At 74.2% G+C, this 24,509-nt stretch carries 20 protein-coding genes; 8 read left to right on the top strand and 12 right to left on the bottom strand.

Translation table 11 applies throughout. The annotated features are described in order from the left end of the window. Nucleotides 1-126: 126 nt before the first annotated feature. The 4 genes from O7603_RS20975 to O7603_RS20960 all read left to right on the top strand — a co-directional run bounded on the left by O7603_RS20975 (nt 127) and on the right by O7603_RS20960 (nt 4,596). Nucleotides 127-744: a septal ring lytic transglycosylase RlpA family protein gene (locus tag O7603_RS20975; RefSeq protein ID WP_281571506.1), complete on the top strand. Its 618-nt coding sequence runs from the start codon at nt 127-129 to the stop codon at nt 742-744. 100 nt (nt 745-844) lie between these two features. Then, complete coding sequence (locus O7603_RS20970; protein ID WP_281571505.1) at nt 845-1,972, top strand: PP2C family protein-serine/threonine phosphatase; 1,128 nt, start codon at nt 845-847, stop codon at nt 1,970-1,972. Nucleotides 1,973-2,198: 226 nt separating this feature from the next. Next, nucleotides 2,199-4,055 (top strand): acyl-CoA dehydrogenase, encoded by a 1,857-nt coding sequence (locus O7603_RS20965; protein ID WP_281571504.1) that lies wholly within the window; start codon nt 2,199-2,201, stop codon nt 4,053-4,055. 271 nt (nt 4,056-4,326) lie between these two features. Beyond that, nucleotides 4,327-4,596 (top strand): DUF6458 family protein, encoded by a 270-nt coding sequence (locus tag O7603_RS20960; protein WP_043961115.1) that lies wholly within the window; start codon nt 4,327-4,329, stop codon nt 4,594-4,596. Nucleotides 4,597-4,635: 39 nt separating this feature from the next. Here O7603_RS20960 and O7603_RS20955 read toward each other — a convergent pair whose 3' ends face one another. Continuing rightward, a complete protein-coding gene (locus O7603_RS20955) occupies nt 4,636-5,172 on the bottom strand; it encodes a histidine phosphatase family protein (protein ID WP_281571503.1) in 537 nt (178 codons plus the stop codon). Between the two features lie 113 nt (nt 5,173-5,285). On the opposite strand from O7603_RS20955, the gene O7603_RS20950 reads away from it, so the two are divergent. Next, nucleotides 5,286-5,576 carry a DUF6458 family protein gene (locus O7603_RS20950; RefSeq protein WP_281571502.1) on the top strand — a complete coding sequence of 97 codons (291 nt, stop codon included), beginning with the start codon at nt 5,286-5,288 and terminating at the stop codon, nt 5,574-5,576. A gap of 89 nt (nt 5,577-5,665) precedes the next feature. Here O7603_RS20950 and O7603_RS20945 read toward each other — a convergent pair whose 3' ends face one another. Next, complete coding sequence (locus tag O7603_RS20945) at nt 5,666-6,343, bottom strand: hemolysin III family protein (protein ID WP_281571501.1); 678 nt, start codon at nt 6,341-6,343, stop codon at nt 5,666-5,668. Nucleotides 6,344-6,453: 110 nt separating this feature from the next. On the opposite strand from O7603_RS20945, the gene O7603_RS20940 reads away from it, so the two are divergent. From O7603_RS20940 to O7603_RS20930, 3 genes are read left to right on the top strand one after another with little or no spacing between them, the layout of a single operon-like run. Then, the gene (locus O7603_RS20940) at nt 6,454-7,095 is read left to right on the top strand and encodes an allophanate hydrolase subunit 1 (protein WP_281571500.1); all 642 of its coding nucleotides are present in this window, start codon (nt 6,454-6,456) and stop codon (nt 7,093-7,095) included. Next, entirely contained in the window at nt 7,092-7,958 is an 867-nt protein-coding gene (locus O7603_RS20935) for a biotin-dependent carboxyltransferase family protein (RefSeq protein WP_281571499.1), read from the top strand. Before O7603_RS20940 ends, O7603_RS20935 begins: the two co-directional genes overlap by 4 nt. Next, on the top strand, nt 7,942-8,694 hold the full coding sequence (locus tag O7603_RS20930) for a 5-oxoprolinase subunit PxpA (RefSeq protein WP_281571498.1): 753 nt from the start codon (nt 7,942-7,944) through the stop codon (nt 8,692-8,694). Before O7603_RS20935 ends, O7603_RS20930 begins: the two co-directional genes overlap by 17 nt. 20 nt (nt 8,695-8,714) lie before the next feature. Here the strand turns inward: O7603_RS20930 and O7603_RS20925 are convergent, their stop codons facing one another. The 10 genes from O7603_RS20925 to O7603_RS20880 form a co-directional block, all read right to left on the bottom strand. Beyond that, the gene (locus tag O7603_RS20925; protein ID WP_281571497.1) at nt 8,715-10,547 is read right to left on the bottom strand and encodes an NHL domain-containing thioredoxin family protein; all 1,833 of its coding nucleotides are present in this window, start codon (nt 10,545-10,547) and stop codon (nt 8,715-8,717) included. Nucleotides 10,548-10,985: 438 nt separating this feature from the next. Beyond that, nucleotides 10,986-13,631 carry a hypothetical protein gene (locus O7603_RS20920; protein WP_281571496.1) on the bottom strand — a complete coding sequence of 882 codons (2,646 nt, stop codon included), beginning with the start codon at nt 13,629-13,631 and terminating at the stop codon, nt 10,986-10,988. Between the two features lie 344 nt (nt 13,632-13,975). After that, nucleotides 13,976-14,113, bottom strand: a complete 138-nt coding sequence (locus O7603_RS20915) for a hypothetical protein (RefSeq protein ID WP_281571495.1) — start codon at nt 14,111-14,113, stop codon at nt 13,976-13,978. A 220-nt stretch (nt 14,114-14,333) separates the two neighbouring features. Continuing rightward, on the bottom strand, nt 14,334-15,800 hold the full coding sequence (locus O7603_RS20910) for a dihydrolipoamide acetyltransferase family protein (RefSeq protein WP_281571494.1): 1,467 nt from the start codon (nt 15,798-15,800) through the stop codon (nt 14,334-14,336). A 5-nt stretch (nt 15,801-15,805) separates the two neighbouring features. After that, nucleotides 15,806-16,795 (bottom strand): alpha-ketoacid dehydrogenase subunit beta, encoded by a 990-nt coding sequence (locus tag O7603_RS20905; RefSeq protein WP_281571493.1) that lies wholly within the window; start codon nt 16,793-16,795, stop codon nt 15,806-15,808. After that, nucleotides 16,795-17,967 carry a pyruvate dehydrogenase (acetyl-transferring) E1 component subunit alpha gene (pdhA, locus tag O7603_RS20900; RefSeq protein ID WP_281571492.1) on the bottom strand — a complete coding sequence of 391 codons (1,173 nt, stop codon included), beginning with the start codon at nt 17,965-17,967 and terminating at the stop codon, nt 16,795-16,797. The genes O7603_RS20905 and pdhA overlap by 1 nt, the downstream gene beginning before the upstream one ends. A gap of 644 nt (nt 17,968-18,611) precedes the next feature. Next, nucleotides 18,612-19,262: a hypothetical protein gene (locus O7603_RS20895; protein ID WP_281571491.1), complete on the bottom strand. Its 651-nt coding sequence runs from the start codon at nt 19,260-19,262 to the stop codon at nt 18,612-18,614. A 272-nt stretch (nt 19,263-19,534) separates the two neighbouring features. Beyond that, nucleotides 19,535-20,749, bottom strand: a complete 1,215-nt coding sequence (locus O7603_RS20890; protein ID WP_281571490.1) for a hypothetical protein — start codon at nt 20,747-20,749, stop codon at nt 19,535-19,537. A 53-nt stretch (nt 20,750-20,802) separates the two neighbouring features. Beyond that, complete coding sequence (locus O7603_RS20885) at nt 20,803-22,467, bottom strand: GTPase (protein ID WP_281576751.1); 1,665 nt, start codon at nt 22,465-22,467, stop codon at nt 20,803-20,805. Between the two features lie 60 nt (nt 22,468-22,527). Then, the gene (locus tag O7603_RS20880; RefSeq protein WP_281571489.1) at nt 22,528-24,363 is read right to left on the bottom strand and encodes an ABC transporter; all 1,836 of its coding nucleotides are present in this window, start codon (nt 24,361-24,363) and stop codon (nt 22,528-22,530) included. Nucleotides 24,364-24,509 lie beyond the last annotated feature (146 nt).

The following is a 24,509-nucleotide window of genomic DNA, read 5'->3' as shown; positions in this document are numbered from 1 at the left end:
GATCGGATGATCGGCTACACGTATCCCTGCAAATGCGGGCATACCACAATGATCACGTTGACTTCGGAAGTACTTCTCTCGTTACGGTCCGACCCGGTTTGTTGGGAAGATGAAAGGACCGGGCCGGTGGCAGGTAGGCACTCCCGTACCCGCAGGATCTCCTCGCCGGCCGGCCTCGCGGCCACCGCGGCGGTCGCCGTCGCCCTCGCCATCGGCGGCACCGTCGGCACGGTGCAGCTGACGTCGGGTGCGTCCTCCCGGCCGGTCGCCGTCGAACTCACGCCCACCACCGCGGCGAGCACCCTCGCGCCCAGTTCGCCGGCCGTGTCGCCGAGCGCGAGCGCGACGGCCAGCCCGACCCCCAGCCGCTCCGCGCAGGCGGCCTCGCGCGGCAAGACGCGTACGGCAGCCCCGAAGCCCTCGCCGACCGCGAAGAAGACCACGCCGGCGCCCAGCGTCGTGGAGAGCGGATCCTGCGGCGCCTCCTTCTACTCCGACGGCCAGCTGACCGCGAACGGGGAGACGTTCAACCCGGACGACCTGACCGCGGCCCACAAGACCCTGCCGTTCAACACCCGGGTCCGGGTGACCAACCCGGCCAACGGCAAGTCGGTCACCGTACGGATCAACGACCGCGGCCCGTTCATCGACGGTCGCTGCATCGACCTGTCCCGGGCCGCCTTCGCCTCCATCGCCTCCCTGGACGTGGGTGCGATGACCGTGCGGTACGAGGTGCTCGGCTGAACGGATGCCCGACGGCGATCGGACCGGCTTCGGGATCCGGCCGGGTAGAACCTACTCGGACGACGGGCCAGGTTCATTCACCCCTTCACGTCCATCAGGCATGCTGTCCCTCGTACGCACGCATCCCTTTCAGTCGGGCCGTCGCCCGCTGAGCCCCGGATCCCGCGCCGGTCTCGGCGCGGCCGTCGTCCTGCTCGCGATCGTCTCCGCGGTCGAGTTGGCGGACGGGCGTCCCGCGCACTACATCGCGCTGATGGTCGGCGCCCCCTTCCTGGCCGCCGCGCTGGCGTCCTGGCGGGTGGTGCTCGGCGTGGGCGTCGCGGCCACCGCGATCGGGGCCGCCTTCGCGCTCTGCGACTGGTCGATCTCCCTGGTCAACGGGGTGAACGTGGCGGGCATCGCGCTGGCCAGCGGGATCGCGGTGGTGGTCGCGTCGATGCGGCAGCGGCAGGCCGAGCAGATCGCCGAGCTGTCCAAGCTCGCGGCGGTGGCCCAGCAGGCGGTGCTGCGTCCGCTCGGGCCACAGGTCGGCACGCTCTCGGTCGCCGGGCGGTACATCTCGTCCACGGCGACCGCCGAGATCGGCGGCGACCTCTACGAGGCGGTCGACACCCCGTACGGCGTACGCATGATCATCGGTGACGTCCGCGGGAAGGGCCTGGACGCGGTCCGGCTGGCCAGCATCGTGCTCGGCTCGTATCGGCACGTGGCGTACGAGCGGGCCGACCTGCGCGCCATCGTCGCCGACCTGGACCGCGCGGTGGCCCGCAGCGTGGGCGACGAGGACTTCGTCACCGCCGCACTGGTCGAGGAGCGGGGCGGGACGCTGACCATCGTCAACTGTGGACACCCGGCACCGCTGCTGCTGCGACGCGGCGCGGTGATCCCGCTCGAGCCGCCCGCGCCGGCGCCCCCGCTCGGCTTCATGCCGGTCGTGCGGCCCCGGGTCGAGCGGCTGGAGCCGGGTGACCGGCTGCTGCTCTTCACCGACGGGCTGGGCGAGGCGCGTCGCGACGGGGAGTTCTTCCCCACCGCCGACCGGGCCTGGCGGCTGCTCGGTCACGGCACGGTCGGCGACGGTCTTGCCTCGCTCGAGACCGCGCTGGTGGAGTGGGTGCACGGCCGGCTCGACGACGACATCGCGCTGGTCCTGATGGAGTACGCCGGCCCGGGTGCCGGCGCGACGGCGGCCGTGCCGAGCTGGGAGGTCGGCGCGGCCGAGAGCTGAGGCGCCGGCCCGACCATCGCTGATCGCCCCGGGCGTAGGCGGCGTTCGCCCTGGTCAGCGATGCTTGCGGAGCTGCTGTGCCCGGTGTGGCCGGTGGGGTGATCGGAACCTGAACCGAAAGTGTGTAATGGCCGTCACTTCGGCGATCGTCTTGTCGGTTCCTACCCGCCGGTAATACAGTCGGGGTTACTGATCGGTAACCTGTCCGGAAGCGGGGCCAGCGAGCATGACCCACTACAAGAGCAATCTTCGGGACCTCGAGTTCAACCTCTTCGAGGTCTTCGGGGCGGACCGGGCGTTCGGCCAGGAGCCGTACTCCGACCTCGACGTCGACACCGCCCGTAGCTTCCTCGCCGAGGTCGACCGCCTCGCCCGCGAGGACCTGGCCGCCAGCTACACGGACAGCGACCGCAACCCGCCGGTCTTCGACCCGGCCACGCACACCGCGCCGCTGCCGGAGTCGTTCAAGAAGTCGTACCGGGCGTTCATGGAGTCCGAGTTCTGGCGGCTGGACCTCCCGCCGGAGCTGGACGGCACCAACGCGCCGCGCGCCCTCTGGTGGGCGCTCGCCGAGCTGGTGCTCGGCTCGAACGCCCCGGTGTGGATGTACGCCTCCGGCCCGTCCTTCGCGCACGTGCTGCACGTCGAGGGCACCGATCGGCAGAAGAAGTGGGCCAAGCTCTTCATCGACAAGCAGTGGGGCTCCACGATGGTGCTCACCGAGCCGGACGCCGGCTCGGACGTCGGCGCCGGGCGCACCCGCGCCATCCCGCAGCCGGACGGCTCGTGGCACATCGAGGGTGTCAAGCGCTTCATCACCTCGGGGGAGCACGACCTCACCGACAACATCGTCCACTACGTGCTGGCCCGCCCGGTGGGTGTCGAGGGCGCCGGTGGCGCGGGCACCAAGGGCCTCTCGCTCTTCGTGGTGCCGAAGTACCACTTCGACGAGGAGACCGGCGAGCTGGGCGAGCGCAACGGCGTCTTCGCCACCAACGTCGAGCACAAGATGGGTCTGAAGGTCTCGAACACCTGCGAGATGACCTTTGGGGAGCACGGCGTGCCGGCCAAGGGCTGGCTGCTGGGCGACAAGCACGACGGCATCCGGCAGATGTTCATGATCATCGAGTACGCCCGGATGATGGTCGGCACCAAGGCGATCGCCACCCTCTCCACCGGCTACCTGAACGCCCTCGAGTACGCCAAGAACCGGGTCCAGGGCGCCGACCTGATCCAGCAGGCCGACAAGACCGCGCCGCGGGTGACCATCACCCACCACCCGGACGTGCGGCGCTCGCTGCTGCTGCAGAAGTCGTACGCCGAGGGTCTGCGCGCGCTGGTGCTCTACACCGCCTCGTGGCAGGACAAGGTCGCCATCGCCGAGGCGGCCGCTGACGAGAAGGCCACGAAGCTCGCCAAGCGCGTGAACGACCTGCTCCTGCCCCTGGTGAAGGGCGTCGGCTCGGAGCGGGCCTACGAACTGCTGGGCCACGAGGCGCTGCAGACGTTCGGCGGCTCCGGTTTCCTCCAGGACTACCCGCTGGAGCAGTACGTCCGGGACGCCAAGATCGACACCCTGTACGAGGGCACCACCGCGATCCAGAGCCTCGACCTGGTCTTCCGGAAGATCGTCCGGGACAACGGCCGGGCACTGATGGCGGTCGCCGGCGAGATCCAGGAGTTCATCACCACCGAGGCCGGCAACGGCCAGCTCAAGGAGGAGCGGCAGGCGCTCGGCAAGGCGCTCGCCGAGGTCCAGAACATTCTGGGCGTGCTGACCGGCTGGCTGGGCGAGGCGCAGGCCGGCGACGCCCGGGCCCTCTACAAGGTCGGCCTGAGCAGCCGGCGCTTCCTGCTGGCGATCGGCGACCTGGTCGTCGGCTGGCTGCTCCAGAAGCAGGCCGACGTGGCCCTGCGCGCGCTGGCCGGCGAGGTCTCCACCGCGGACAAGGCGTTCTACACCGGCAAGGTCGCCGCCGCCCGGTTCTTCGCCCGCGAGGTGCTGCCCCGTATCGGCGCCGACCGGCGGATCATCGAGGGCGTCGACCTGGAGATCATGGACCTCCCGGAGGAGGCCTTCTGATCGAGGAGGCACTGACTTCCTCCGGCGACGACCGGCACGACGGCCGGCGGGTGACCACCCGCCGGCCGTCCCCTTTCCCCGCGATCTTGCACTTTCTGCCCAGTCATACCCGCATCAACCGGGCAAAACAGGGGGCCGGAACTGCAAGATCGCGGGGTGGCAGGGCTGCATCCCGGCCGGTCGTGCCGGGTAGGTGGCCGCCGTGGCGGGTAACCGTCGCGGGACCACGTCGGAACACGCCCGGAGCCACGCACGGGGGAGTTCAGCGCACATGGGCATTGGTAGTGGGATCTTCCTGATCGCGATCGGCGCGATCCTGACCTTCGCCATCAGAGCCAACGTCTGGTGGGTCGACCTGCGCGCGGTCGGCTGGGTGTTCATCCTCGCCGGGTTGGCTGTCCTGCTCACGACGCTGTGGTTCTGGCAGGACCGGCGGAAGCGCGCCCGCACCCTGATCGTGGAGGAGAACCGGCTGTCCCATCCGACCGCGATGATGCCGCCGCCTCCCGACCCGCCGCCGCCGACCGCGCCACCCTCCTGAGCCGCGTACCGCTGGGCCACCCGCCGACCGGTGGGTGGCTCAGTGGCGTGCGGTGTGTCGACGGGTCAGCTCGGCGTCGCCCCGGCCCAGGTCGGCCCACGGGAGCGAGGGGCGGTGGAGGGCCAGCCCGCTGGTCCGCAGCCCCTCCTCATCCGCCCGGTCCGGGTCGAGCAGGGCGGAGAGCAGCGAGATCCCGGGGTTGTGCGCGATCAGCAGCACGACCCGGGCGGTCGGATCCACCCGGTGGACCAGGGCGAGCAGGTCCTCCGGCTGCGCCTCGTACGCGTCCGCCTCGTACCGGACGTCCGGTCGCGGACCGGCCGAACCTCCCTCCGGGGGCGAACCGGTCATCCCCATCGCCACCTGGTGCCAGGTCTGCCGGGTCCGCCGGGCGGTCGAGCAGAGCACCACGTCGGGCAGGATCTTGTGCTTCGCCAGCCAGGCGCCGGCAGCGGCCGCGTCGGCCTCGCCCCGGCTGGTCAGCGACCGGTCCGCGTCCGGCAGTTCCTCGGACTGCTCGGCCTTCGCGTGCCGCAGCAGCACCAGTGTCCGTCCCTCGGCGTGCGCGTCCGTCATGCCCCCAGCTTGCCCGATTGGCGATCACGCTGCCGGGGTAAGTCGATGGATGCCGCAACCTCACCGATGGCCGCGGCGGGACGTTACGCCAGCTGACAGCCGAGGAGTCGACGATGGGCATTGGTGGCAGCATTTTCCTGATCGCGTTGGGCGCGATCTTCGCGTTCGCCGTGGAGGCCGACCTGGGTTGGCTCAACCTGGCCGTGGTCGGCTGGGTGCTCATGCTCGCCGGCGTGGCCGGCCTGCTGGTCACCCTCTACTTCTGGAACAACCGTCGGCGCACCGTGGTGACCACCGCCCCCGTCCGCGAGGACCGCGTGGTGGCCGACCGGGTCGTGCCGGTGCAGGACGACCGGGTCGTGCAGGAGTACCGCGAGGTGCGCCGGCCGGGCCGTACCGTCTGACCCCCGCCCACCGCTCCCCGAGGGCCCCGCGGCGTCGCGGGGCCCTCGGCGCGTCCGCTGCCCACCTGCGGTGCGCAGCCGCCCGCGCCTCAGGCGAAGAGCGCGAAGTAGATCGCGATGTGGTGGCAGATCGCGGCCACCAGGGTGCAGGCGTGGAAGAACTCGTGGTGGCCGAAGACCGTCGGCCACGGGTTCGGCCGGCGCAGCGCGTAGAAGACCGCGCCCACGCTGTAGATCGCGCCGCCGACCAGCAGCAGCACCAGCGCGGTCACCCCGCCCTGGTGCAGGATCTGCGGCAGCATCGCCACCGCCACCCAGCCGAGCGCCAGGTAGAGCGGGGCCGAGATCCAGCGCGGCGCGTGCGGCCAGATCATCTTCAGCGCCACACCGGCCAGCGCGCCGCCCCAGACCAGGGCCAGCATGACGGTCGCCGGTCGCCGCTCCAGCAGCAGGACGCAGAACGGCGTGTAGGTGCCGGCGATGAACACGAAGATCATCGAGTGGTCCATGCGGCGCATGATCTGGTAGCCCCGCTCCGACCACACTCGACGGTGGTAGAGCGCGCTGGTGCCGAAGAGCCCGCACACGGTCAGGCTGTAGACGACGCAGCTCACCAGCGGCGCCCAGCCGGGCCGGCTCGCGGCGATCGCGCAGAGCACGATCCCGCAGACCAGGGCGGCGAAGAACGCGTACGTGTGCAGCCAGCCGCGCATCCGGGGTTTACCGATGTCGACCGGCTTGAGCCGAAGCGGTGCGGAGGTGGTCACGACAACAGGTTACGGCACCGTAGGTTACTTGGAAGTAGTGCGACTCGTCACTCCGATCCACGGGCGACGGTGGGACCCCGCGCCGCGGCCGCGTCGGCGAAGATGGCGGGATGCGGATCCGACCCGTCGGGGCGCACGCCCTGCTGCTCGACTGCACGGAGGCCGGCACACCGGCCGGGGTGGACGTCGCCGGCCGGGTGGAGGCGTGGCGGGCGGAGCTGTCCCGGCGCCGCGACCTCGGCGAGCTGACCGCCGTGGAGATCGTTCCGGCGGCCGCCACCGTCCTGCTCGACGGCGTGCCGGACCCGGCGGGGACCGCCCGCCTCGTCGCCGCCTGGACCCCGCGCCCAACCGCCGTCGACGCCCACGCCGAGGTCGTGGTCGAGGTTCCGGTGACGTACGACGGCGCCGACCTGCCGGTCGTCGCGGAGCACTGGGCCACCACCGTACCGGCCGTGGTCGAGCGACTGACCGGCACCGAGTTCCGGGTGGCCTTCTGCGGCTTCGCGCCCGGCTTCCCGTACCTGACCGGGTTGCCCGCCGCGCTGGCGTTGCCCCGGCTGCCCACCCCCCGCCCCCGGGTGCCGGCCGGGTCGGTCGCCCTCGCCGGCCCGTACGCCGGGATCTACCCGAGCGCGTCACCCGGCGGCTGGCTGCTGGTCGGCCGAACCGGGATGCCGCTCTTCGACGTGGCCGCCGACCCGCCGACCCGGCTCACCCCGGGCACCCGGCTCCGGCTGGTGCCGGCGTGAGCCCGACGGCGGGCGAGCTCGAGGTGCTGCGCGCCGGGGCGCTCACCACCGTGCAGGACCTGGGCCGGCCGGGTCTCGCCCACCTCGGGGTGCCCCGTTCCGGCGCGCTCGACCCGAACGCGCTGCGACTGGCCAACCGGCTGGTCGGCAACCCGGAGACCGTCGGCGGCCTGGAGATCACGCTGACCGGCTGCACGCTGCGCCTTTCCCACGCGGCCGCCGTCGCGGTCACCGGCGCCGAGGCGGAGGTGCGGGTGGACGAGCGCCCGGGAGACGTCGGGCGGCCGCTCTCCGTACCGGCCGGTGCGGTGCTGCGGATCGGTCCCGCCCGGCGCGGCGTTCGCAACTGGCTGGCCGTGTCCGGCGGGATCGACGTGCCGCCGGTGCTGGGCAGCAGGGCCACCGACACCCTCTCCGGGCTGGGGCCGTCCCCGCTGAACGACGGTGACCGGCTGCCCCTCGGCGTGCCGGTCGGCCCGCCCGCGCCGGTCGACCTGACCGTCGCCCCGCCGCCCGGCGAGGAGCTGCGGCTCACGGTCCGGCTCGGCCCGCGCGACGACTGGTTCACCCCGACGGCGCTCGACCGGCTCCTCGGCACGGCGTACACGGTGAGCCCGGTGAGCAACCGGGTCGGCGCGCGACTGGCCGGCGCGGCGCTGCCCCGCGCGATCACCGGCGAGCTGCCCAGCGAGGGTATCGTGCTCGGCGCGGTGCAGGTGCCCGCCGACGGCCAGCCGTTGATCTTCCTGGCCGACCACCCGACCACCGGCGGGTATCCGATCATCGGGGTGGTGGCCGACGTGACCCCGCTCGCGCAGGCCCGGCCAGGTACTACCGTCAGGTTCCATGGACCTCAACGCTGACCTGGGCGAAGGATTCGGCATCTGGCGGCTGGGCGACGACGAGGCGCTGCTGGACCTGGTCACCTCCGCGAACGTCGCCTGCGGCTTCCACGGCGGCGACCCGTCCACCATGCGCCGGGTCAGCGAGGCCGCGGTGCGTCGCGGCGTCGCGGTGGGCGCCCAGGTCGGCTACCGCGACCTGGCCGGGTTCGGCCGGCGGCACATCGCGTACGACTTCGCGGAGCTGCGCGACGAGGTCACCTACCAGCTCGGCGCCCTGGACGCATTCTGCCGGCTCTTCCGCGCCCGGGTGCGCTACCTGAAGCCGCACGGCGCGCTGTACCACGCGGCGGCGTCCGAGGAGTCGCAGGCGGCAGCGCTGGTCGCGGCCGTCAACGAGTACGACGACCAGCTCCCCGTCCTCTGCTCGCCCGGGTCGATGCTCGCGCAGCTCGCGGTCGGCGCCGGGCTGCGGGTGGTCGCCGAGGGCTTCGCCGACCGCGGCTACCTGCCCACCGGCATGCTGGTGCCCCGGAGCGCCCCGGGCGCTCTGGTCACCGACCCGGAGCAGGTCGCCGAGCGGGCGGTCCGGATGGCCACCGAGCGCACCGTGGTGGCGGTGGACGGCACCGTGATCCCCTGCCCGGTCGAGTCGATCTGCCTGCACGGGGACAGCCCGGGCGCGGTCGCCTCGGCCGAGATGGTCCGGGCCGCGCTGATTGACGCGGGCGTCCCGCTCAGCCCCTTCGCGGGGTGAGCGGGACCCGTGGACGACGGTCAGGCGTCCAGGCCGCGCAGCACCAGCGGCAGACGGGCCGCGCCGCCGTCGACCACCCGGACCGGGACGCCCCAGTCCTGGCGCGTGAGGTGGCAGGCCGCGTGCTCGACGTCCGCGTCGCAGGTCGCCGCCTGGGCGGTCACCTGGAGCACCCCACCGGTCACGTCGGGGTTAACCACCAACCGGCGGGACAGCTCGGTGCCGGTGCCGGCCCCCTCGACCAGCAGCTCCGGCGGCGAGGCGGAGACCACCACCCGGGTGGACGGCCCGTACGTCTCGTCCAGCTTCTGCCCGGGCGCCGGAGTGAAGACGATGTCCAGGGTCAGCTCACCGGCCGCCACATCGGTCGGCTTCCGTTCGGCGCGGTGCCGAGGCCCGTCCACCGTGCTCGCGCCGGCCGCGGTGAGCGCGCCCGGGGCCAGCCGGGTGAGCCGGTGCGCGGCGGACTCCACCACCAGCACCTCACCGTCCGGGGTGAGCACCAGGTCGCTCGGCTCGGCCAGGCCGTCGGCGACCGTGGAGACCTGGTCCGTCTCCGGGTCGAAGCGCCGGACCGCGCCGTTGTACGTGTCGGCGACCAGCACCGAACCGTCGGGCAACGCGCACACCCCCAGCGGGTGCTGGAGCAGTGCCGCCTCGGCCGGCCCGTCCACGTGACCGAAGTCGAAGAGCCCCTGCCCGACCGCGGTGCCCATCACCCCGTTCTCGACGTACCGGATCGCGCTGGTCTCGCTGTCGGCGATCCAGAGCCGGGCGCCGTCGGCGGAGACGGAGAGGCCGGACGGTTGGGCCATCCACGCCTCGGCCAGCGGACCGTCGCGCAGCGCCTCGACCGTGGTGCCGGCGTACATGCCGGCGGTCCGCTTGATCGGGTCGAACCACCAGAGCTGGTGGATGCCGGCCATGGCGATGACCAGCTTGTCGTCGTACCAGGCCAGATCCCAGGGCGAGGAGAGGTCGACCGCGAGGGCGTCATGCGCGTGGTCGTCGACCGTCGAGCGCCACTGCCGCCCGCTACCGGCCACGGTCACCACCTCGCCGGTGGCCAGCCGTACGCCACGCAGGAGGTGGTTGACGGTGTCCGCGACCACCAGGTCGTACCCGGCGACCTCGGCGACCTGCGCCGGGAGCAGGCAGAGCCCCTGCGGCTCGGAGAAGGTCGCCGCGGCGGCCGGCCCGTCGGCCCGCCCCCGCTCACCCGAGCCGATCCGGCGGACCAGCGTCTCGCCGTCCGGCGCCAGCTCGGCGAGTGAGTGCCGGGCCGAGTCGGAGACGAGCAGGCTGCCCGACTCCAGCGCGACGGCCTTGCCGGGGAAGCGCAGCGTGGTCTCCGGCTCGGCGGGCGGGACGTACGGGCCGTCGCCCCGGTGCAGGGTGCCCTTCGCCTCGTGGGTCGCGATCAGCTCGTCGATCAGCCGGGCCAGTCCCTCGGCGTGACCCTCGCCGGCCATGGTGGCCACCACGTACCCCTCGGGGTCGATCACCGACAGGGTCGGCCAGGCCCGGGCCGCGTACTGCTGCCACATGTCCAGCTCGGGGTCGTCGAGCACCGGGTGGTGCACGCCGTACCGCTCGACCGCCGCCGCCAGCGCGTCCGGGTCCTTCTCGTGCTCGAACTTCGGCGAGTGGACACCGATCACGACGAGCACGTCGCCGTACTTCTCCTCGAGCGGGCGCAGTTCGTCGAGCACGTGCAGGCAGTTGATGCAGCAGAAGGTCCAGAAGTCGAGGACGGTTATACGACCTCGGAGGTCGGCGAGAGTGAGGGTCTTACCGCCAGTGTTCAGCCACTGCCGGCCTCGTAGCTCCGGCGCTCGCACGCGTGCACTCATAGGCCCATCCTGCCGCACAAACGGCGACCATCCGGCTCGACGTGGTGCAGGCAACGGCTGACGGGAGACGGCCTCGCCGAGCACAAGCGCGGCCGACGCGGTGCGGTAGCGACCGTCGCGGAGCCGGTACACCTCCGGCGGGCCGACCGGGCGGGCGAGGTCGCCGACGCCGACGACCGCCGTCCGCTCGGCGTTGCGGCGCTCGCCGAGGGCCTCGACAGCCCCGGCCGCGCAGCTCGGGGGCCCGTACTCGTGCGCTCGTGTGCCCAGTCTGCCCGACCCGGCGCGCCCGGCCGGCCCGGTACCCCGAGCGGGCTCGATCACACCCGGACACGCCGACGGGGGCCATGCGTGCGCGTGGCCCCCGTCGGCGGTGCCGGGTGCCGGCCGGGTCACCGATCGGCCGGCACCAGGGTCATCGGCCGGTCGCCACCAGGGTTACTGGGCGGCGGCCGGCTTCAGGCAGAGCACCCGGTTGGTGCCGTTGCCCGGCAGCACCACGTGCGGCTGGGCCGGGTCGGCGCACTTGTCCTTGTTGTCCACCTTGGAAACCACGGTGAACGCGTCCGCCTCGCCGCAGTCGGCCGGCGCGGCGCCCTCGCCGGACTTCTTCACGCACGTCCCCACCGCGGGGTCGAACGACGGCGCCGCGTCCCCGCCACCGACCTTGCCGAGCAGCATGAGCAGGCCCAGCGGCACGGCCAGGATCAGCACCGCGGCGACCAGCACCGCCGCCAGCACCCGGCCGTTGCGGACCTTCGGCGTCGGCGCCTCGACCTTCGGCTCCTCGTCCGGCTTGAACGCGTCGAACCGGTCCTGGCCGGACTCCGGTGCGCCCGGCGTCCAGGACGGGCCCGGCTGGTGCTGCGGAGGCGGTGGGAAGGCCGGCGGGAAGCCGCCGCCGGGCGCCGGCTCGGCCATCGGGGGCGATCCGTAGCCGGGCATGCCGGCCATGCCGGCGTCACCGGGCGGGGACGCGGGCGGCCCGAAGGGGTCGGCCGGCCCGAAGGGGTCGGGTGGCCCGAAGGGGTCGGCCGGACGCTCGGCGGGGTGCGGGCGCACCCCGTTCGCGGGGCGGGTGTTGTTCGGCGCGTCGGCGAACGAGGGCATGCCCGGGGGGAACGCCGGCGGCGCGGGTGGGCCCGAGTGCACCGGGCCGGCTTCGGCGAAGCCGTTCGGCGGGGCCATCCGGTCGTGGTCCTCGAAACGGTTCTCCGAGCCGGGGTCGGACCGGCGGTCGGCGCCGTACGGCTCGGGCTCGGCGGGTTCGTCCGCCTCGGGTCGGGCCGGTCGGCCGTACACCCGGGGCTGCGGGGCGGACGTGCCGGTCGGCTGCAGCGGCTGGTCGGTCGGCGGCATCACCCGGCTGGCCAGCGGCACCGAGGCGCTCGCGGCCGCCCGGCCGACCGCACCGGCACCCCCGTCGGGGGGCGACACGGAGGCGCGGGCGGCCACGCCGGACTCGGGAGAGGTGCGCGGCGCGGGCACTACCGGCCCGGCTGGCGGGGACGGCTCCTCGTTCCGCGCCGCCGCCTGGCCCCAACCGGACTGCTCGGGCTCGTACGCCTGCCCGGGGGTGTCGGCGCCCGGCCAGTCGGGGCGCTCACCGGTCGCCGGCTGTCCGGCGGCGGCATAGGGACCCGGGGCCGGGTATTCGGCCGGCGGGGCGTAGTCGGCCGGCGGGGCGGCGGCCAGGCTGGCGCCCGGCACCCGCTGCTCCTGCGGGGGCAGCGGCACCGCGTTGACCGGCGAGATGCCCGGCGCCGGGCCGGGCTGGTAGGCCGGTGGCTCCTCGGCCCGCTCGCCCGACCAGCCGGCTGGGGAGGAGGCGGAGTCGGCGCCGGAGTTGCCCCACGCCTCGCCGGGCGCCCATGGCGCCACCTCCGGCACGGCCGGCCGCTCGGTGCCGGCCCACTGGGCCGGGCCGTCCGAGCCGGCGCCCCAGGCCGGGCCGCCGTCGCCGCCGGGCACCGCCGCGCTGGCCCGGGCCGGCGTGCCGTTCGGCTCGCCCGCCCAGCCATTGGCCGGGGCCGCGTCCTCCTGGGCCGAGCCGTGGCCGGCCGTGCCCCAGCCACCAGGCCTGTTGTCCCCCTGCGGGTCGTCCTGCGCGATCACCCAGTCGGGCTGCCGCGGCCGGTCGCCCGGACCGCCGGCACCCCAGGCCGTCCCCGGGGCGGCGTCGTCCGGCTGCGCGCCGGCACCCGCCGGCCAGCCACCCGAGGACGCCGAGTCGTGCTGCGCGCCGGCACCGGCCGGCCAGCCGCCGGAGCCCGCCGGGTCCTGCTGCTGGCCCCAGCCGCCGGAGCGGGCGGAGTCGTCGGGCGTCGGTACCTGTGCGGCACCGCGCACGGCCGGCTCGGCCTGCGCCCAGGCGGGCGTGCCCTGCTCGGCCTGCGCCCAGGCCGGCTGGTCGTCCTGCTGCCCGCCGGCAGCCCAGCCGCCCGAGTGACCGGGGCCGTCGTGCCCGGCCGCGCCGTTGGCCCAGCCGCCGGCCTGCGCCTGCTCGTCCGGGCGAGGACCGTCGGCCCAGCCGCCGTTCACCGGGGCGGGCTGCGCCGTACCGCCCCAACCGGCGGCCTGGCCCGGGTCGTTCTGCTGCGGGCTGCCCGCGGGCTCCTGCTGCGCCCACCCCGGGGAGCGGGCGGAGTCGTCCTGAGGCCACCCCGGGGCCGCCGGTGGGGGCACCTGAGCCGCACCGCGCGCACCGGGCTGGGCCTGCGCCCAGGCGGGCTGCTCGGCCGCGCCGGCCCAGGCCGCGCCGGCCTGGTCGGGCTGCGCGCCCCAGCCAGGCTGGGCCGCCCCGCTCGCGGCCCACGGGGCGGGCTGGCCGGCCTCCGCGGGCGGGGGCACCTGGGCGGTGCCCCACTGCGGGGCCGAGGGCTGCTGGTCGTGCGGTGTCGCCCAGGCGGGCGCGGGAGCGGTCGGTCCCGCCGGTGGCGGTGGCGCCCAACCCAGGTCCGGGCCGGCCGTGCCGTAGCCGGTCCCCGGCTGCGCCGGGCGGTCGCCGTACGGCGCCGGTCCGCCGGCGCCCGGTGACACCTCGTCCGGCTCCTGGCCGGGGTGGTGCGGGCCCTCGGACGTCATCGGTGCGCCTCCTCCATCACAATCGGCCGCCCGTGCCGATCGGTCTCCTCGGCATGGCTGCCGGCGTCGCCGGCGTACCGGCCGTGCCGCGCTCCCCGCACCGTATCCGGTGGCCACCGGCGGCTTCCGAGGAGCACCGGCCGTCACTCCCCGTCGCCGGACGATGTCGAACCGCTTCTATGGGCTCGACCCCTCCGGGCCGGGGGGCGACGACCGAAGCCCACCGTACCGGGCGCTGCGGCTAGGTGGAATCCCGGTGCCAACCGCCGTGAAACGCCGATGACCCGCCCGGAGGGCCCCGGGCGGGTCATCGATCTGGAGGAGGTGAGGAACGTCGTGGTGCGTCAGCTGACGTGACGCTGGGCGATGGCGAGGATCTCCTCGCGCACCGCGGGCGAGTTGGCCGAGCGCAGCGCGTGCTCGATGGCACGGGCGCGGCGGCTGGCGTCCCGGCGGCTACGGATCCGCTCGATCATGCTCATGGTGGCTCTCCTGCTGGCTATTCGGTTGTCGGCCCCTGATGTGTCTATTGAACCGCATCCGGCCACCGAGCGCCATCGATTATTAGGTGAGCTGAGACACCCGCCGAATAATCAAAGGCGGTGGGGGCTGATCACCGACGTTTCTGTCGCCTCAACGACACGGCCGGTGTGCCGGGCGTTAACCCCTGGCACACCGGCCGTGGCTGGTGCGGGTGGACCGTCAGGTCCAGGCGAGCAGCGCCGCCTCCGGGTCGGCGAGGAAGTCACCGATGTCGCGGAGGAACTTCGACCCCAGCTCACCGTCGATGATCCGATGGTCGAAGGAGAGGCCCAGCGTGGTGACCTGACGTGGCCGGACCTTGCCCTTGTGCACCCAGGGCATCTCGCGGACCGCGCCGAAGGCCAGGATCGCCGACTCGCCCGGGGGCAGGATCGGCGTGCCGGTGTCCACCCCGAACACCCCGACGTTGGTGATGGTCAGGGTGCCGCCGGACATGTCCGCCGGCGAGGTGCGGCCGGACTTCGCCGTCTGCACCAGGTCGGTCATCGCGTCCGCCAGTTCGCGCAGCGTGAGCCGCCCGGCGTCCTTGATGTTCGGCACGATCAGGCCCCGCTCGGTGGCCGCCGCGATCCCCAGGTTGACGTACTCCTTGACGACGATCTCGTCGCCGGCCCAGGTCGAGTTGACCATCGGATGCCGCTTCACCGCGAGCAGCACCGCCTTCGCGACCAGCAGCAGCGGCGAAACCCGGACGTCGCGCCACTCCCGCCGGTCGCGCAGCCGCTCCAGCGCCTTCATCGCCCGGGTCATGTCGACGGTCAGGAACTCCGTCACATGTGGGGCGGTGAACGCCGAGCGCGACATGTTCTCGGCGGTGAGCTTGCGTACCCCCTTGACCGGAATGCGCTGCTCGCGGTCGGCGCCGAAGCTGGCCGCCGTCGGGGTCGCCGCCGTCACCGGCGCCGGCTCGACCGCCGCCCCGGCCGCCGCCCGCTGGACGTCCTCGCGGGTGATCGAACCGAGCGGACCCGACCCGGTCAGCGTGCCCAGGTCGACGCCGAGGTCCTTGGCGAGCTTGCGCACCGGCGGCTTGGCCAGCACCAGACCGCCCGCCGCCGCACCGCCCTGGCCGTTGACAGCCGGAGCCGGAGCCGGAGCCGGAGCCGGAGCCGCCGGGGTGGCGGCCGGCGCCGCGACGGCCTGCGCCGGGACGTCGCCCTTGCGCGGCCGGCGCTTCGCGGCGGTGGTACGCGGGCCGTAGCCGACCAGCACCGCAGTCCGCCCGCCCGGGGCGGGACCGCCGATCAGACCCGGCTCGACCATGCCCTCGGCCGGCGCCAGCTCGACCGCCGCCAGCGCGGCCGCGGACGGGGTGGGCAGGTCACCGGCGGGCTGGCCGGTGGTCGACGGCGCGTCCGGGGCGTCCAGCGGACCGGCGTCGGGGTCGGTGTCGATCGCGATGATCGGCGCGCCGACCTCGACCGTCGTGCCCTCCGGGTGGTGAATCGTCTGCACCCGGCCGGCCCACTTCGCCGGGATCTCGACGGCCGCCTTGGCCGTCTCCACCTCGACGATCGGCTGGTTCAGCTCGATGACGTCGCCGACCTTGACGAGCCAGCTGAGGATCTCACCCTCGGTGAGGCCCTCGCCCAGGTCGGGCAGGTTGAACGTCTTGATCCGGGACATGTCTCTCACCAACCGAAGGAGCGGTCGACGGCGTCGAGCACCCGGTCGAGGTCGGGCAGGTACTCCTCCTCCACCCGGGCGGCCGGGTAGGGAGTGTCGAAGCCGGTCACCCGCAGTACGGGCGACTCCAGCGAGTAGAAGCACTCCTCGGTGATCCGGGCCGCGAGTTCCGCGCCCAGACCCACGTTGGAGGGCGCCTCGTGCACCACCACGGCCCGGCCGGTGCGCCGCACCGACTCGTACACCACGCCCATGTCCAGCGGGGAGAGCGTGCGCAGGTCGATGACCTCGAGGCTCCGGCCGTCCTCGGCGGCGGCGGTCGCCGCGTCCAGGCAGGTCCGCACCATCGGCCCGTACGCCAGCAGGGTCACGTCGGTGCCCTCGCGGGCGACCCGGGAGGCGTGCAGCGGGTACGCGTCGGCCAGCGGCGCGTCCAGGTCGACCGGCCCCTTCTCCCAGTAGCGCCGCTTCGGCTCCAGGAAGACGATCGGGTCGTCCGACGCGATCGCCTGCTGGATCATCACGTACGCGTCCTGCGGGTTGGCGCAGGAGACCACCTTCAGACCGGCGGTGTGCGAGAAGTACGCCTCGGGCGACTCGGAGTGGTGCTCGACCGCGCCGATGCCGCCGCCGAACGGGATCCGGATCACCATCGGGATCCGGAGCTTGCCGCGCGAGCGGTAGTGCATCTTCGCCACCTGCGACACGATCTGGTCGTACGCCGGGTAGACGAAGCCGTCGAACTGGATCTCGCAGACCGGCCGGTAGCCGCGGATGGCCAGGCCGACCGCGGTGCCGATGATGCCGGACTCGGCGAGTGGGGTGTCGATCACCCGCTGGTCGCCGAAGTCCTTCTGGAGCCCGTCGGTGATGCGGAAGACACCGCCGAGCTTGCCGACGTCCTCGCCCATGATGACGACCTTCGGGTCGTTCTCCAAGGCGCGACGCAGACCGGTGTTCAGGGCCTTGCCGAGGGTGAGCGTCTCCGTGGCCATCAGTGGGCGCTCCCCTCGAACGACTCCAGGTACCGGCTGAACTCTGCGCGCTGCTCGTCCAGCAGCGGGGATCCGTGGGGATAGACGTGGTCGAAGAGCGTGCTCGGTTCCGGGTTCGGCATGGCGAGCACCCGCTCGCGCAGGTGCACCGACTCGCGGCGGGCCTGCTCGTCGACCTCGGCGAAGAAGTCGTCGTCGGCGAGCTGCTGCTTGGTCAGGAAGGCCTTCACCCGGGCGATCGGGTCCTTGGCCTGCCACGCCTCGACCTCGCTGGCGATCCGGTAGCGGGTCGGGTCGTCCGAGGTGGTGTGGGCGCCCATCCGGTAGGTGTACGCCTCGATCAGGCTCGGGCCCTGCCCGTGCCGGGCGTTGTCCAGCGCGGTGCGGGTCACCGCGTACGTGGCCAGCACGTCGTTGCCGTCGACCCGTACGCCGGGGAAGCCGAAGCCGGCCGCCCGCTGGTAGAGCGGGATCCGGGTCTGCCGCTCCAGCGGCTCGGAGATCGCGTACTGGTTGTTCTGGCAGAAGAAGACCATCGGCGCGTTGAACACGCCGGCCCAGACGAACGCCTCGTTGACGTCACCCTGGCTGCTGGCGCCGTCACCGAAGTAGGCGATCACCGCCTCGCCGTCGTCGGTGCCGGTCTTGCCGTCCATGGTCACGCCCATGGCGTACCCGGTCGCGTGCAGCGTCTGTGCGCCGATGACGATCGTGTACATGTTGAACTTGAACTCGTTCGGGTCCCAGCCGCCCTGGTCGACGCCGCGGAACAGGCCGAGCGGCATGATCGGGTCGATGCCCCGGCAGTAGAGGACGCCGTGCTCCCGGTAGGTCGGGAACGCCATGTCCTGCGTCCGCAGCGCCCGCCCGGAGCCGACCTGGGCCGCCTCCTGGCCGAGCAGGCTCGCCCAGATGCCCAGCTCGCCCTGGCGCTGCAGAGCGGTGGCCTCGGCGTCCAGCTTCCGTACCAGCACCAGGTCGCGGTAGAGGCCGCGGTACTCGTCGTCGGTGAAGTCGACGCGGTACTCGGTGCCGTCACGGCCGGTGAAGCTCTCGATGCGCTCACCCTCCGGGGTGAGCAGCTGGACCAGATCCGGGTCGGCCGCGGCCTTCCTGGAACGGGGTGCCGCCCGCCTGCCGCGGGTCGTGACCCCGGGGTCGCCCTTTGCCATCCGTCTCTCCCTGTCGTTCTGCGTCGGCACCGGGGGGTCACCCGGCCGCGCAAATCCTGCGCCTGTCCGGCTGGTGCCGGACCGGTTCCTGGCGGCCACGCCTAGCCCCGGTGGGGGTTGCCGCGCGGCGTGAGCCGGATTCGGTGCCGAACCCGGTTCGGGGAGCGCCGGCACTCAGCCGCGCCTGCCGCGAGGGTGCGCGGAGGCCGCGGCTGCGTTGCCGTCAGGCTCCATATTCGCAGAGGTGGTGAGCGCGCCCACAGTACGCCCGCCCCGCTCGACGGCACCCGATCGCTTCGCGGCATTTGTCATCGTCGGGGCGTGGCGCGTCCGCCGACGATCTGGTGGTCGTTCGTCACCGTTCGGGCAGATGCGCGTGGCGACACGCTGTAGAGGGCTGGCCAACAGAGCGTGACTGAGCCAGGCTGATTGCTGCGGGATCGCCACGATCGGGTGGTTTGCCGTATCTCCGGGCCCGGTCCGCCGCCCGGACTGTCCACGGTCGACGACGAGGGAGGCCCGGTGTCCGAGCCAGCCGACGGTCCCGGTACGCCGCTGCTCGGGCGGCACCGTTCGACCACCGGTGGCTATCGCCGGGTGGTGGGTGCGCACCGCGCCTCCGGCACCGCCACCCCGTCCCGGGGCTACCTGTTCACCGTCGCACTGCTGGCCGGCACCGCCTCGATGCCGATCCTCGCGGCGATCAGCGCCGGCTCCGCCACCGTCGGCAGCACGGCCCTGCCGGACACCAGCACCCCGTTCATTCCGACACCGTCGGTCGGGCCGGTGGTGATCCCACTGCCGATGACCACCCAACCCGCGGTCCCGCCAGCCCCCTCGCCGGCCGCCACCCCGTCGGCGACCGACGGCTGGTCGCCCGGTGTCCCGCTACGGAGGCCCGACCGGCCGACCCGGGCCGCGACGGACGACGCGCCGCTCCGCCGGCCGGTCCCGCCGCCGCCCGCGCCGCGGCCCGGCCGGACCACCCCACCACCGGCCTCCCCGCCCAGCCCAACACCGGCCCGCCCACCGTCCCCGTCGCCGACCGCCTCGCCCACCGACCCGCCGTCGCCTACCGCGACACCGACCGACCCGCCGTCGCCCACGGCGACACCGGCCGACCCGCCGTCCCCCACGGCGTCGCCGACCAGCACGATCTCGGACCCCGCCACCGAGCCCACCGCCACGGAATCGGCCACCCCGGGCGGCCCGTCCAGGTCGGCCGGCGCGCCCACCCTGTCCAGGTCGGCCGGCGCGCCCTCCCCGGGCGCCCCGACGCCCTCGGCGGGCCCCACCCTCCCGCCCGCCTGACAACCGGCGGACCTGCGGTCGGGTCTTCGCCGTGTTCTGTGCCAGAAGTCAGCCGGTGAGCCGCTCAGCCCGCCGCCCGCCGTTCGCTCGAAGGGCCCGCTGGTCGTGCCGTTTCCGGGGACGGTCCGGTGGCGCCAACCATGACGAGCGTTATGACTGAGAGGCAAAATATGCCTCTCAGTCATAACGCTCGCAGGCACTTGTCCGGTCGGCCGGGTGGTGGGCGCGGCGCGCATCGGTCTCGGGGGCAGGGGGGTCAGTCGTCGGCGAGGCGGTGCCGGTTGGCCTCGATCCACGCGTCCAGGGCGGCCGGGTCGTCCGGGTCCACCCCGTCCGCGATCAGCTGGGCCACCGCGGCCGTCGCCGGGCTGCGCCGCTCGCCGGTGCTGTAGAGGCGGGCGAACTCCGGCACCATCTCCTCGATGGCCGTATCGGTCTGCTCCACCGCCGCCTCGGGCAGGCCGCGCTGGCGGCCGGCGTACCGGGCCCAGGCCCGCAGCACGCTCGGCAGCATTGCCGCGTCGTCCATGTCCAGCACGGCCCGGCGGTGCACCCAGTCGAGCAGGAACAGGCCGGAGACGGCCGGGCTCCACCGGAGTGGGTCGGCGTCCGGAAACGTCGCCGCGTGGTCCAGCAGCAGGCTGAGGCAGAAGTGCAGCGAGGCCAGCTCGGGATCGTCGATGGTGTCGAGCCCGGCCCGGGCGGCCTCCGGAGAGGCCAGGAAGCGCCGGACCAGGTCGGTCCGGTCGGCGGTGGAGAGCGGCTCGGGCTCCCGGGGGGCCGGCGCCACCGCGGCGGGCAGCAGCGCCAGCCGGGCGCCGACCAGCGCCCGGTCGGTGGCCAGCGAACCCTCGCCGGGCAGCTCGCCGAGGTCGTCGGTGACCATGAGGTGGCGCGCCACCTCACCGCGCATCCGGGCCGGGTCCTCCTCACGGAACCAGGTCAGCTCGTCGCTGGCGCACATCTGCCGCACCTGCTCCAGGATCCGCTCGGCCGGCCCGCCCACGAAGACGTCCTTGGTGATGCCGATGTTGTGGTCCACCAGGGCCACCAGGGCGTGTTCGGGGCCGCCGGCGTCGTCGTCGTACGCGAAGGTGGCCAGGTAGGAGGTCTGGTCGCCGTACACGTCGCCGTAGGCCCAGGTGCCGGTGAGGTGCACCCGACCGAGCTGGCCGGACCAGGTCGGGGCCTGGCTGCCGGGGCGGACCCGGGCGGCGCCCTCGGCGTCGGGCACCAGCGCGGCGAAGACCGAACGGATGGTGGTCGCGGCGGCCGTCCGCCGCCGCGAGGTGGCGGCGAGGAAGCCGGTGACGAACTCGCGGACCGCGGCGCTGCGGTCGGTCTCCGCGATCGCGTAGACGCTGCCGAGCAGCGCGGTGCCGAGCATCTCGGCGTCCAGGGCGCAGTCGAGCCTGGTCACGTCGCGGGCGGCGTGCAGGACCGCCTCGTAGGGGGTCTGGGGCGTGGCCATGCTCCGACCCTACGCCGGGTGGGCGTCCGAGACAGGAGAGTGATCCGGGTGGATCAGCGCCCGGTGGCGTCCCGTAGCGCGTCCCGCGCCTCGGCATACGACGTGAAAACGACCCGGACCGGGGTGAGGACGTACTCGTCGCCCACCGCCGCGACCGCCACGTTCAGCCGCTGCTCGGCCCGGTGCCGGGCCCGGCGGGCCGCCCACCGGACGACAGGACGGGTCAACGCGGCCACGACCAGCCCGGCGAGCAGGCCCCCGAGCAGCAACAGGGTGGGCAGCGGGACCTCGCCGACGGTCGGGTTGTCGAGCTCTGGCAGGCCGAGCGCGCGCAGCACGTAGCCGAGCACCAGCCAGCCCAGCCCGACCACCGCGGCCAGGGTCACCAACCACTGCACCGCCCCGACGATCCGCCACCAGACCGGCCGCCGGCCCAGGCCGAGGTCGGTGCTGGCCACCGCGCGGTCCAGCGCGTCGGGCAGGTCGCCGAGGCGGGACCGGGCAGCGGTGGTCACCGCGGCTGGCCAGGCTGCCGGCAGCTCGGCCGCGGCCCGGTCCGCCACGGCCCGGATCGCCAGCCCGAGCGCCGACCGCTGGGCGGCGGTCGGATCCGGTACGGAGGTCGCGGCGACCAGGCTCTCCGCCGGGTCGGCGGCGTCGCCGGGCGTGCCCGGCAGGTGCAGCCGGCGCAGCGGGTCCGGCCGCAGCTTCCGCCAGCCGCGGACCAGCGGCCAGCCGGTGCTCCCGACCGCACGGTGCCGGTACGCCTGCTGCACCGCCTCGGCCACCGCCGGCACGCCGGCCGCACCGGCCAGTGCCCGGGTCAGCTCGCCGACGGTGGCGTCGTCCGGGCCACCCGCCGGTCGGGCCGACCCGACCAGCTCGTCCAGGTCGGCCACCACGGCGTCCACGTCTCCGGCGAGGCGGCGCAGCGACGCCTGCCGCTCGGCCACGGTCCGCTCCAGCGCCGTGCGCAGATCGACGATCCCGGCCGGGTCGGTCGCGGTGGTGGCGAGCAGCGGTACGCCCTCCAGCCCGTCCGCGTCGAGGAGCCGGCGCAGGTCGGCGACGACCCGGGGCAACTCGGCCGGGGCCAGCCGGTCGGCCTGGTTCAGCACGACCAGGGTGACGTCCCGGTGCCGGTGGAACTCGCGCAGGTAGCTGGTGTGGATCACCCGGTCGGCGTACTTCTGCGGGTCGACCACCCAGACCACCTGGTCGACGAGGCCGAGCAGCCGATCCACCTCCAGCCGGTGGGACCGCTGCACCGAGTCGAAGTCGGGCAGGTCCAGCAGGACGAGACCGCGCAGGGAGGACTCGTCGTCGCCGTCCAGCGCGCTCTCCCGGACGAACCGGTGCCGGGGCAGCACGCCGATCCAGTCGAGCAGCCGGGTCGCGCCCTCCTGGGGGCCCCAGACGCAGGCGTGCGTCACCCCGGTGGTCGGCCGACGCACTCCGACCGGCGAGAGCTCCAGCCGGGCCAGCGCGTTGAACAGGCTGGACTTGCCACTGCCGGTGGCGCCGGCCAGCGCGACCACGGTGTGGTCCCGGGACAGCGACAGCCGGGTGCCCGCCCGCTCGACCAGGGTGTGCGCCGGGACGAGCGGGGCGTCCGGCAGGTGCCCGTCCGCCGCGGCGAGGAAGCGGCGTACCGCGTCCAGGCGGGCGAGCAGCACGTCCGGGTCGACCCGCCGGTCACCGCGGAACGCCTCACGCATCCGGCCGACGATGTTGGTCACCGGGCTTGCCTTCCGTTCGCGACTGCGGGGCCCGCAAGCTCACTCCTCGCGCTCACCGGGGGCCGTCCTCCTCGGTGCCGCGGACAGGCCACTGCGGTGTCGGGCGTTCTCCACCCGGTCGGCGGCCACACGCAGCGCGTCGGTGGTCTCCGGGTCGGGCCGGGCAGCCTGGGTGCGGGCGAGGTAGCGGGCGGCCTCCTCGTCCAGCAGCGTCCGCACCCGGTCGAGCAGGTCGGCGCGGGCCTTGGCGGCGAGCGTACGCACCGCCTGGTCGCCGAAGATCGCCTGGAGCACCGTCTGGGCGGCCACGGTGGTGCCCGCCCCGGTGGCCACCTCCAGTCCGGTCGGGATGAACGCGGTCGAGGCGAACACGGCGATCATCACCGCCAGGCCGGTCGCGTTCACCGCGTACGCGGCGGTGCGGGCCACGAAGCGCTTGTCGCCGCCCTCGACCCGGACCAGCTCCAGCACCCCGCGCTGCCAGTCCCGGACCAGCCGCTCGGCCCGCTCGGGCAGGTCCTCGCCGGCATGGGCGAGCCCCGGTTCGAGAAGCGCGGCGCCGGCGGGGTGCGCCTTCCACCCGGTGTACGCGTGCTCGGCCGCCTCGGCGGCGACCCCGCGCAGCAGCGTCACGAGCTGGGACTCGATCGCGCTGCGCAGCTCGGCGGCCGGGCGGGGTCGTCCGGTGACCGCGGCGACCAGCCGGTCGCGCAGGCGCCCGATCCGGGCCTCCAGGGTGCGGAAGAACTCGCCGGTGCCGACGAACTCCTGCCAACGCGCCAGGACCTCGCCGCGGAGCAGCCGGCCGTCGCGCAGCCCCTCCTCGACCGTCCGGTGCGCCCCCCGGTACGCGGCGCGGACCCGCTCGTCGAGCGCGTCCGCCGCGGCGGTCTGCTCGTCGGCGGCGTCGGCGAGCCCCTCGATCGCCGGGTGCAGCGCCGCCAGCGCCCCGTCGAGGGTCTGCCGCACGACGGCGGCGCGGGCGTCCGCGTCGGCGGCCAGCCGGGCGAACCAGTCGGCGAGCGGCGCGGTGGCCCGCGCCGGCAGCAGGCCCTGGCCGTCGACCCAGGTCTCCGGGAGCACGAAGAGCGGTGCCTGGGCGAGCCCCTGCTCGGCGAGCATCTCGGAGAGGTGGGCGGCGATCTCGTCGCCCGCCTCGGGCGGCACCCGGTCGAGCACCATGGCGATCACCGCGCCCCGGGCGCGGGCGCTGCGCAGCAGTTCCCAGGGGACGGCATCGGCGTAGCGGGCGGCGGTGGTGACGAAGAGCCAGAGGTCCGCCGCCGCGAGTAGTTGACCGGCGAGCGCCCGGTTGGCGTCGACCACCGAGTCGATGTCGGGCGCGTCGAGGAAGGCGAGCCCGGGCGCGAGCGCGGGCGCGGTGACGAGCTGGAGGGTGCGCGGGTCCTCGCTGGGCTGGGTGGTGCGGGTGAGACCGGGCAGCAGCTCGCCCTGCCGGAACCAGGACGAGTCGGCCGGGCTGCACACCAGCACCGGCGAGCGGGTCGTCGGGCGAAGCACGCCGGCGGCGCTCACCCGCGCCTGGACCAGGCTGTTGACCAGCGTCGACTTGCCGGCGCCGGTGGAGCCGCCGACCACCACGAGCAGGGGCGCGTCGAGCCGGCCGAGCCGGGGCAGGAGGTAGTCGTCGAGCTGGTCGGTCAGCCCGGCCCCGGTGCGCCGGGCCGGGTCGGCCGAGGGCAGGGCCAGCGGAAACCGGGCGGCCCCGATCGCGGCCCGCAGGGCGCCCAGGGCGGCGGGGAGGCTGTCGTCCCCGGTGGTGGCGGGCGGGTCCTCCGCGTCGTCCGGCGAGCCGGCGCGGGCGGCGACGGCGGGCGCGCCGGACTGGGTGGCGGGATCGCCGTGCGTCGTCACCGCTAAAGCGTGCCCGACCGATGCAAGGGAAGACAACCGATCGGTAGCAAACCAGGGTTGCGTCGGGTCCGCTCAACCCCGACTTGACGATCAGCGAGGGCGTGGCACTATTGAGTCAAGTTCACTCAACTTGTGGTGGGTGCGCT

The sequence above is a fragment of the Micromonospora sp. WMMD812 genome (assembly GCF_027497215.1).
Classification (GTDB): domain Bacteria; phylum Actinomycetota; class Actinomycetes; order Mycobacteriales; family Micromonosporaceae; genus Micromonospora.
Note: the sequence above shows the minus strand (reverse complement) of the source record. Positions and strands in the feature narration are given on the sequence as shown.

Excerpts from the sequence above, each read along its gene's own strand:
- O7603_RS20970 (WP_281571505.1), top strand. The coding sequence starts at position 845 with ATGCTGTCCCTCGTACGCACGCATCCCTTTCAGTCGGGCCGTCGCCCG.
- O7603_RS20965 (WP_281571504.1), top strand. The coding sequence starts at position 2,199 with ATGACCCACTACAAGAGCAATCTTCGGGACCTCGAGTTCAACCTCTTC.
- O7603_RS20960 (WP_043961115.1), top strand. The coding sequence starts at position 4,327 with ATGGGCATTGGTAGTGGGATCTTCCTGATCGCGATCGGCGCGATCCTG.
- O7603_RS20955 (WP_281571503.1), bottom strand. The coding sequence starts at position 5,172 with ATGACGGACGCGCACGCCGAGGGACGGACACTGGTGCTGCTGCGGCAC.
- O7603_RS20950 (WP_281571502.1), top strand. The coding sequence starts at position 5,286 with ATGGGCATTGGTGGCAGCATTTTCCTGATCGCGTTGGGCGCGATCTTC.
- O7603_RS20940 (WP_281571500.1), top strand. The coding sequence starts at position 6,454 with ATGCGGATCCGACCCGTCGGGGCGCACGCCCTGCTGCTCGACTGCACG.
- O7603_RS20930 (WP_281571498.1), top strand. The coding sequence starts at position 7,942 with ATGGACCTCAACGCTGACCTGGGCGAAGGATTCGGCATCTGGCGGCTG.
- O7603_RS20925 (WP_281571497.1), bottom strand. The coding sequence starts at position 10,547 with ATGAGTGCACGCGTGCGAGCGCCGGAGCTACGAGGCCGGCAGTGGCTG.
- O7603_RS20920 (WP_281571496.1), bottom strand. The coding sequence starts at position 13,631 with ATGACGTCCGAGGGCCCGCACCACCCCGGCCAGGAGCCGGACGAGGTG.
- O7603_RS20915 (WP_281571495.1), bottom strand. The coding sequence starts at position 14,113 with ATGAGCATGATCGAGCGGATCCGTAGCCGCCGGGACGCCAGCCGCCGC.
- O7603_RS20910 (WP_281571494.1), bottom strand. The coding sequence starts at position 15,800 with ATGTCCCGGATCAAGACGTTCAACCTGCCCGACCTGGGCGAGGGCCTC.
- O7603_RS20905 (WP_281571493.1), bottom strand. The coding sequence starts at position 16,795 with ATGGCCACGGAGACGCTCACCCTCGGCAAGGCCCTGAACACCGGTCTG.
- pdhA (WP_281571492.1), bottom strand. The coding sequence starts at position 17,967 with ATGGCAAAGGGCGACCCCGGGGTCACGACCCGCGGCAGGCGGGCGGCA.
- O7603_RS20890 (WP_281571490.1), bottom strand. The coding sequence starts at position 20,749 with ATGGCCACGCCCCAGACCCCCTACGAGGCGGTCCTGCACGCCGCCCGC.
- O7603_RS20885 (WP_281576751.1), bottom strand. The coding sequence starts at position 22,467 with ATGCGTGAGGCGTTCCGCGGTGACCGGCGGGTCGACCCGGACGTGCTG.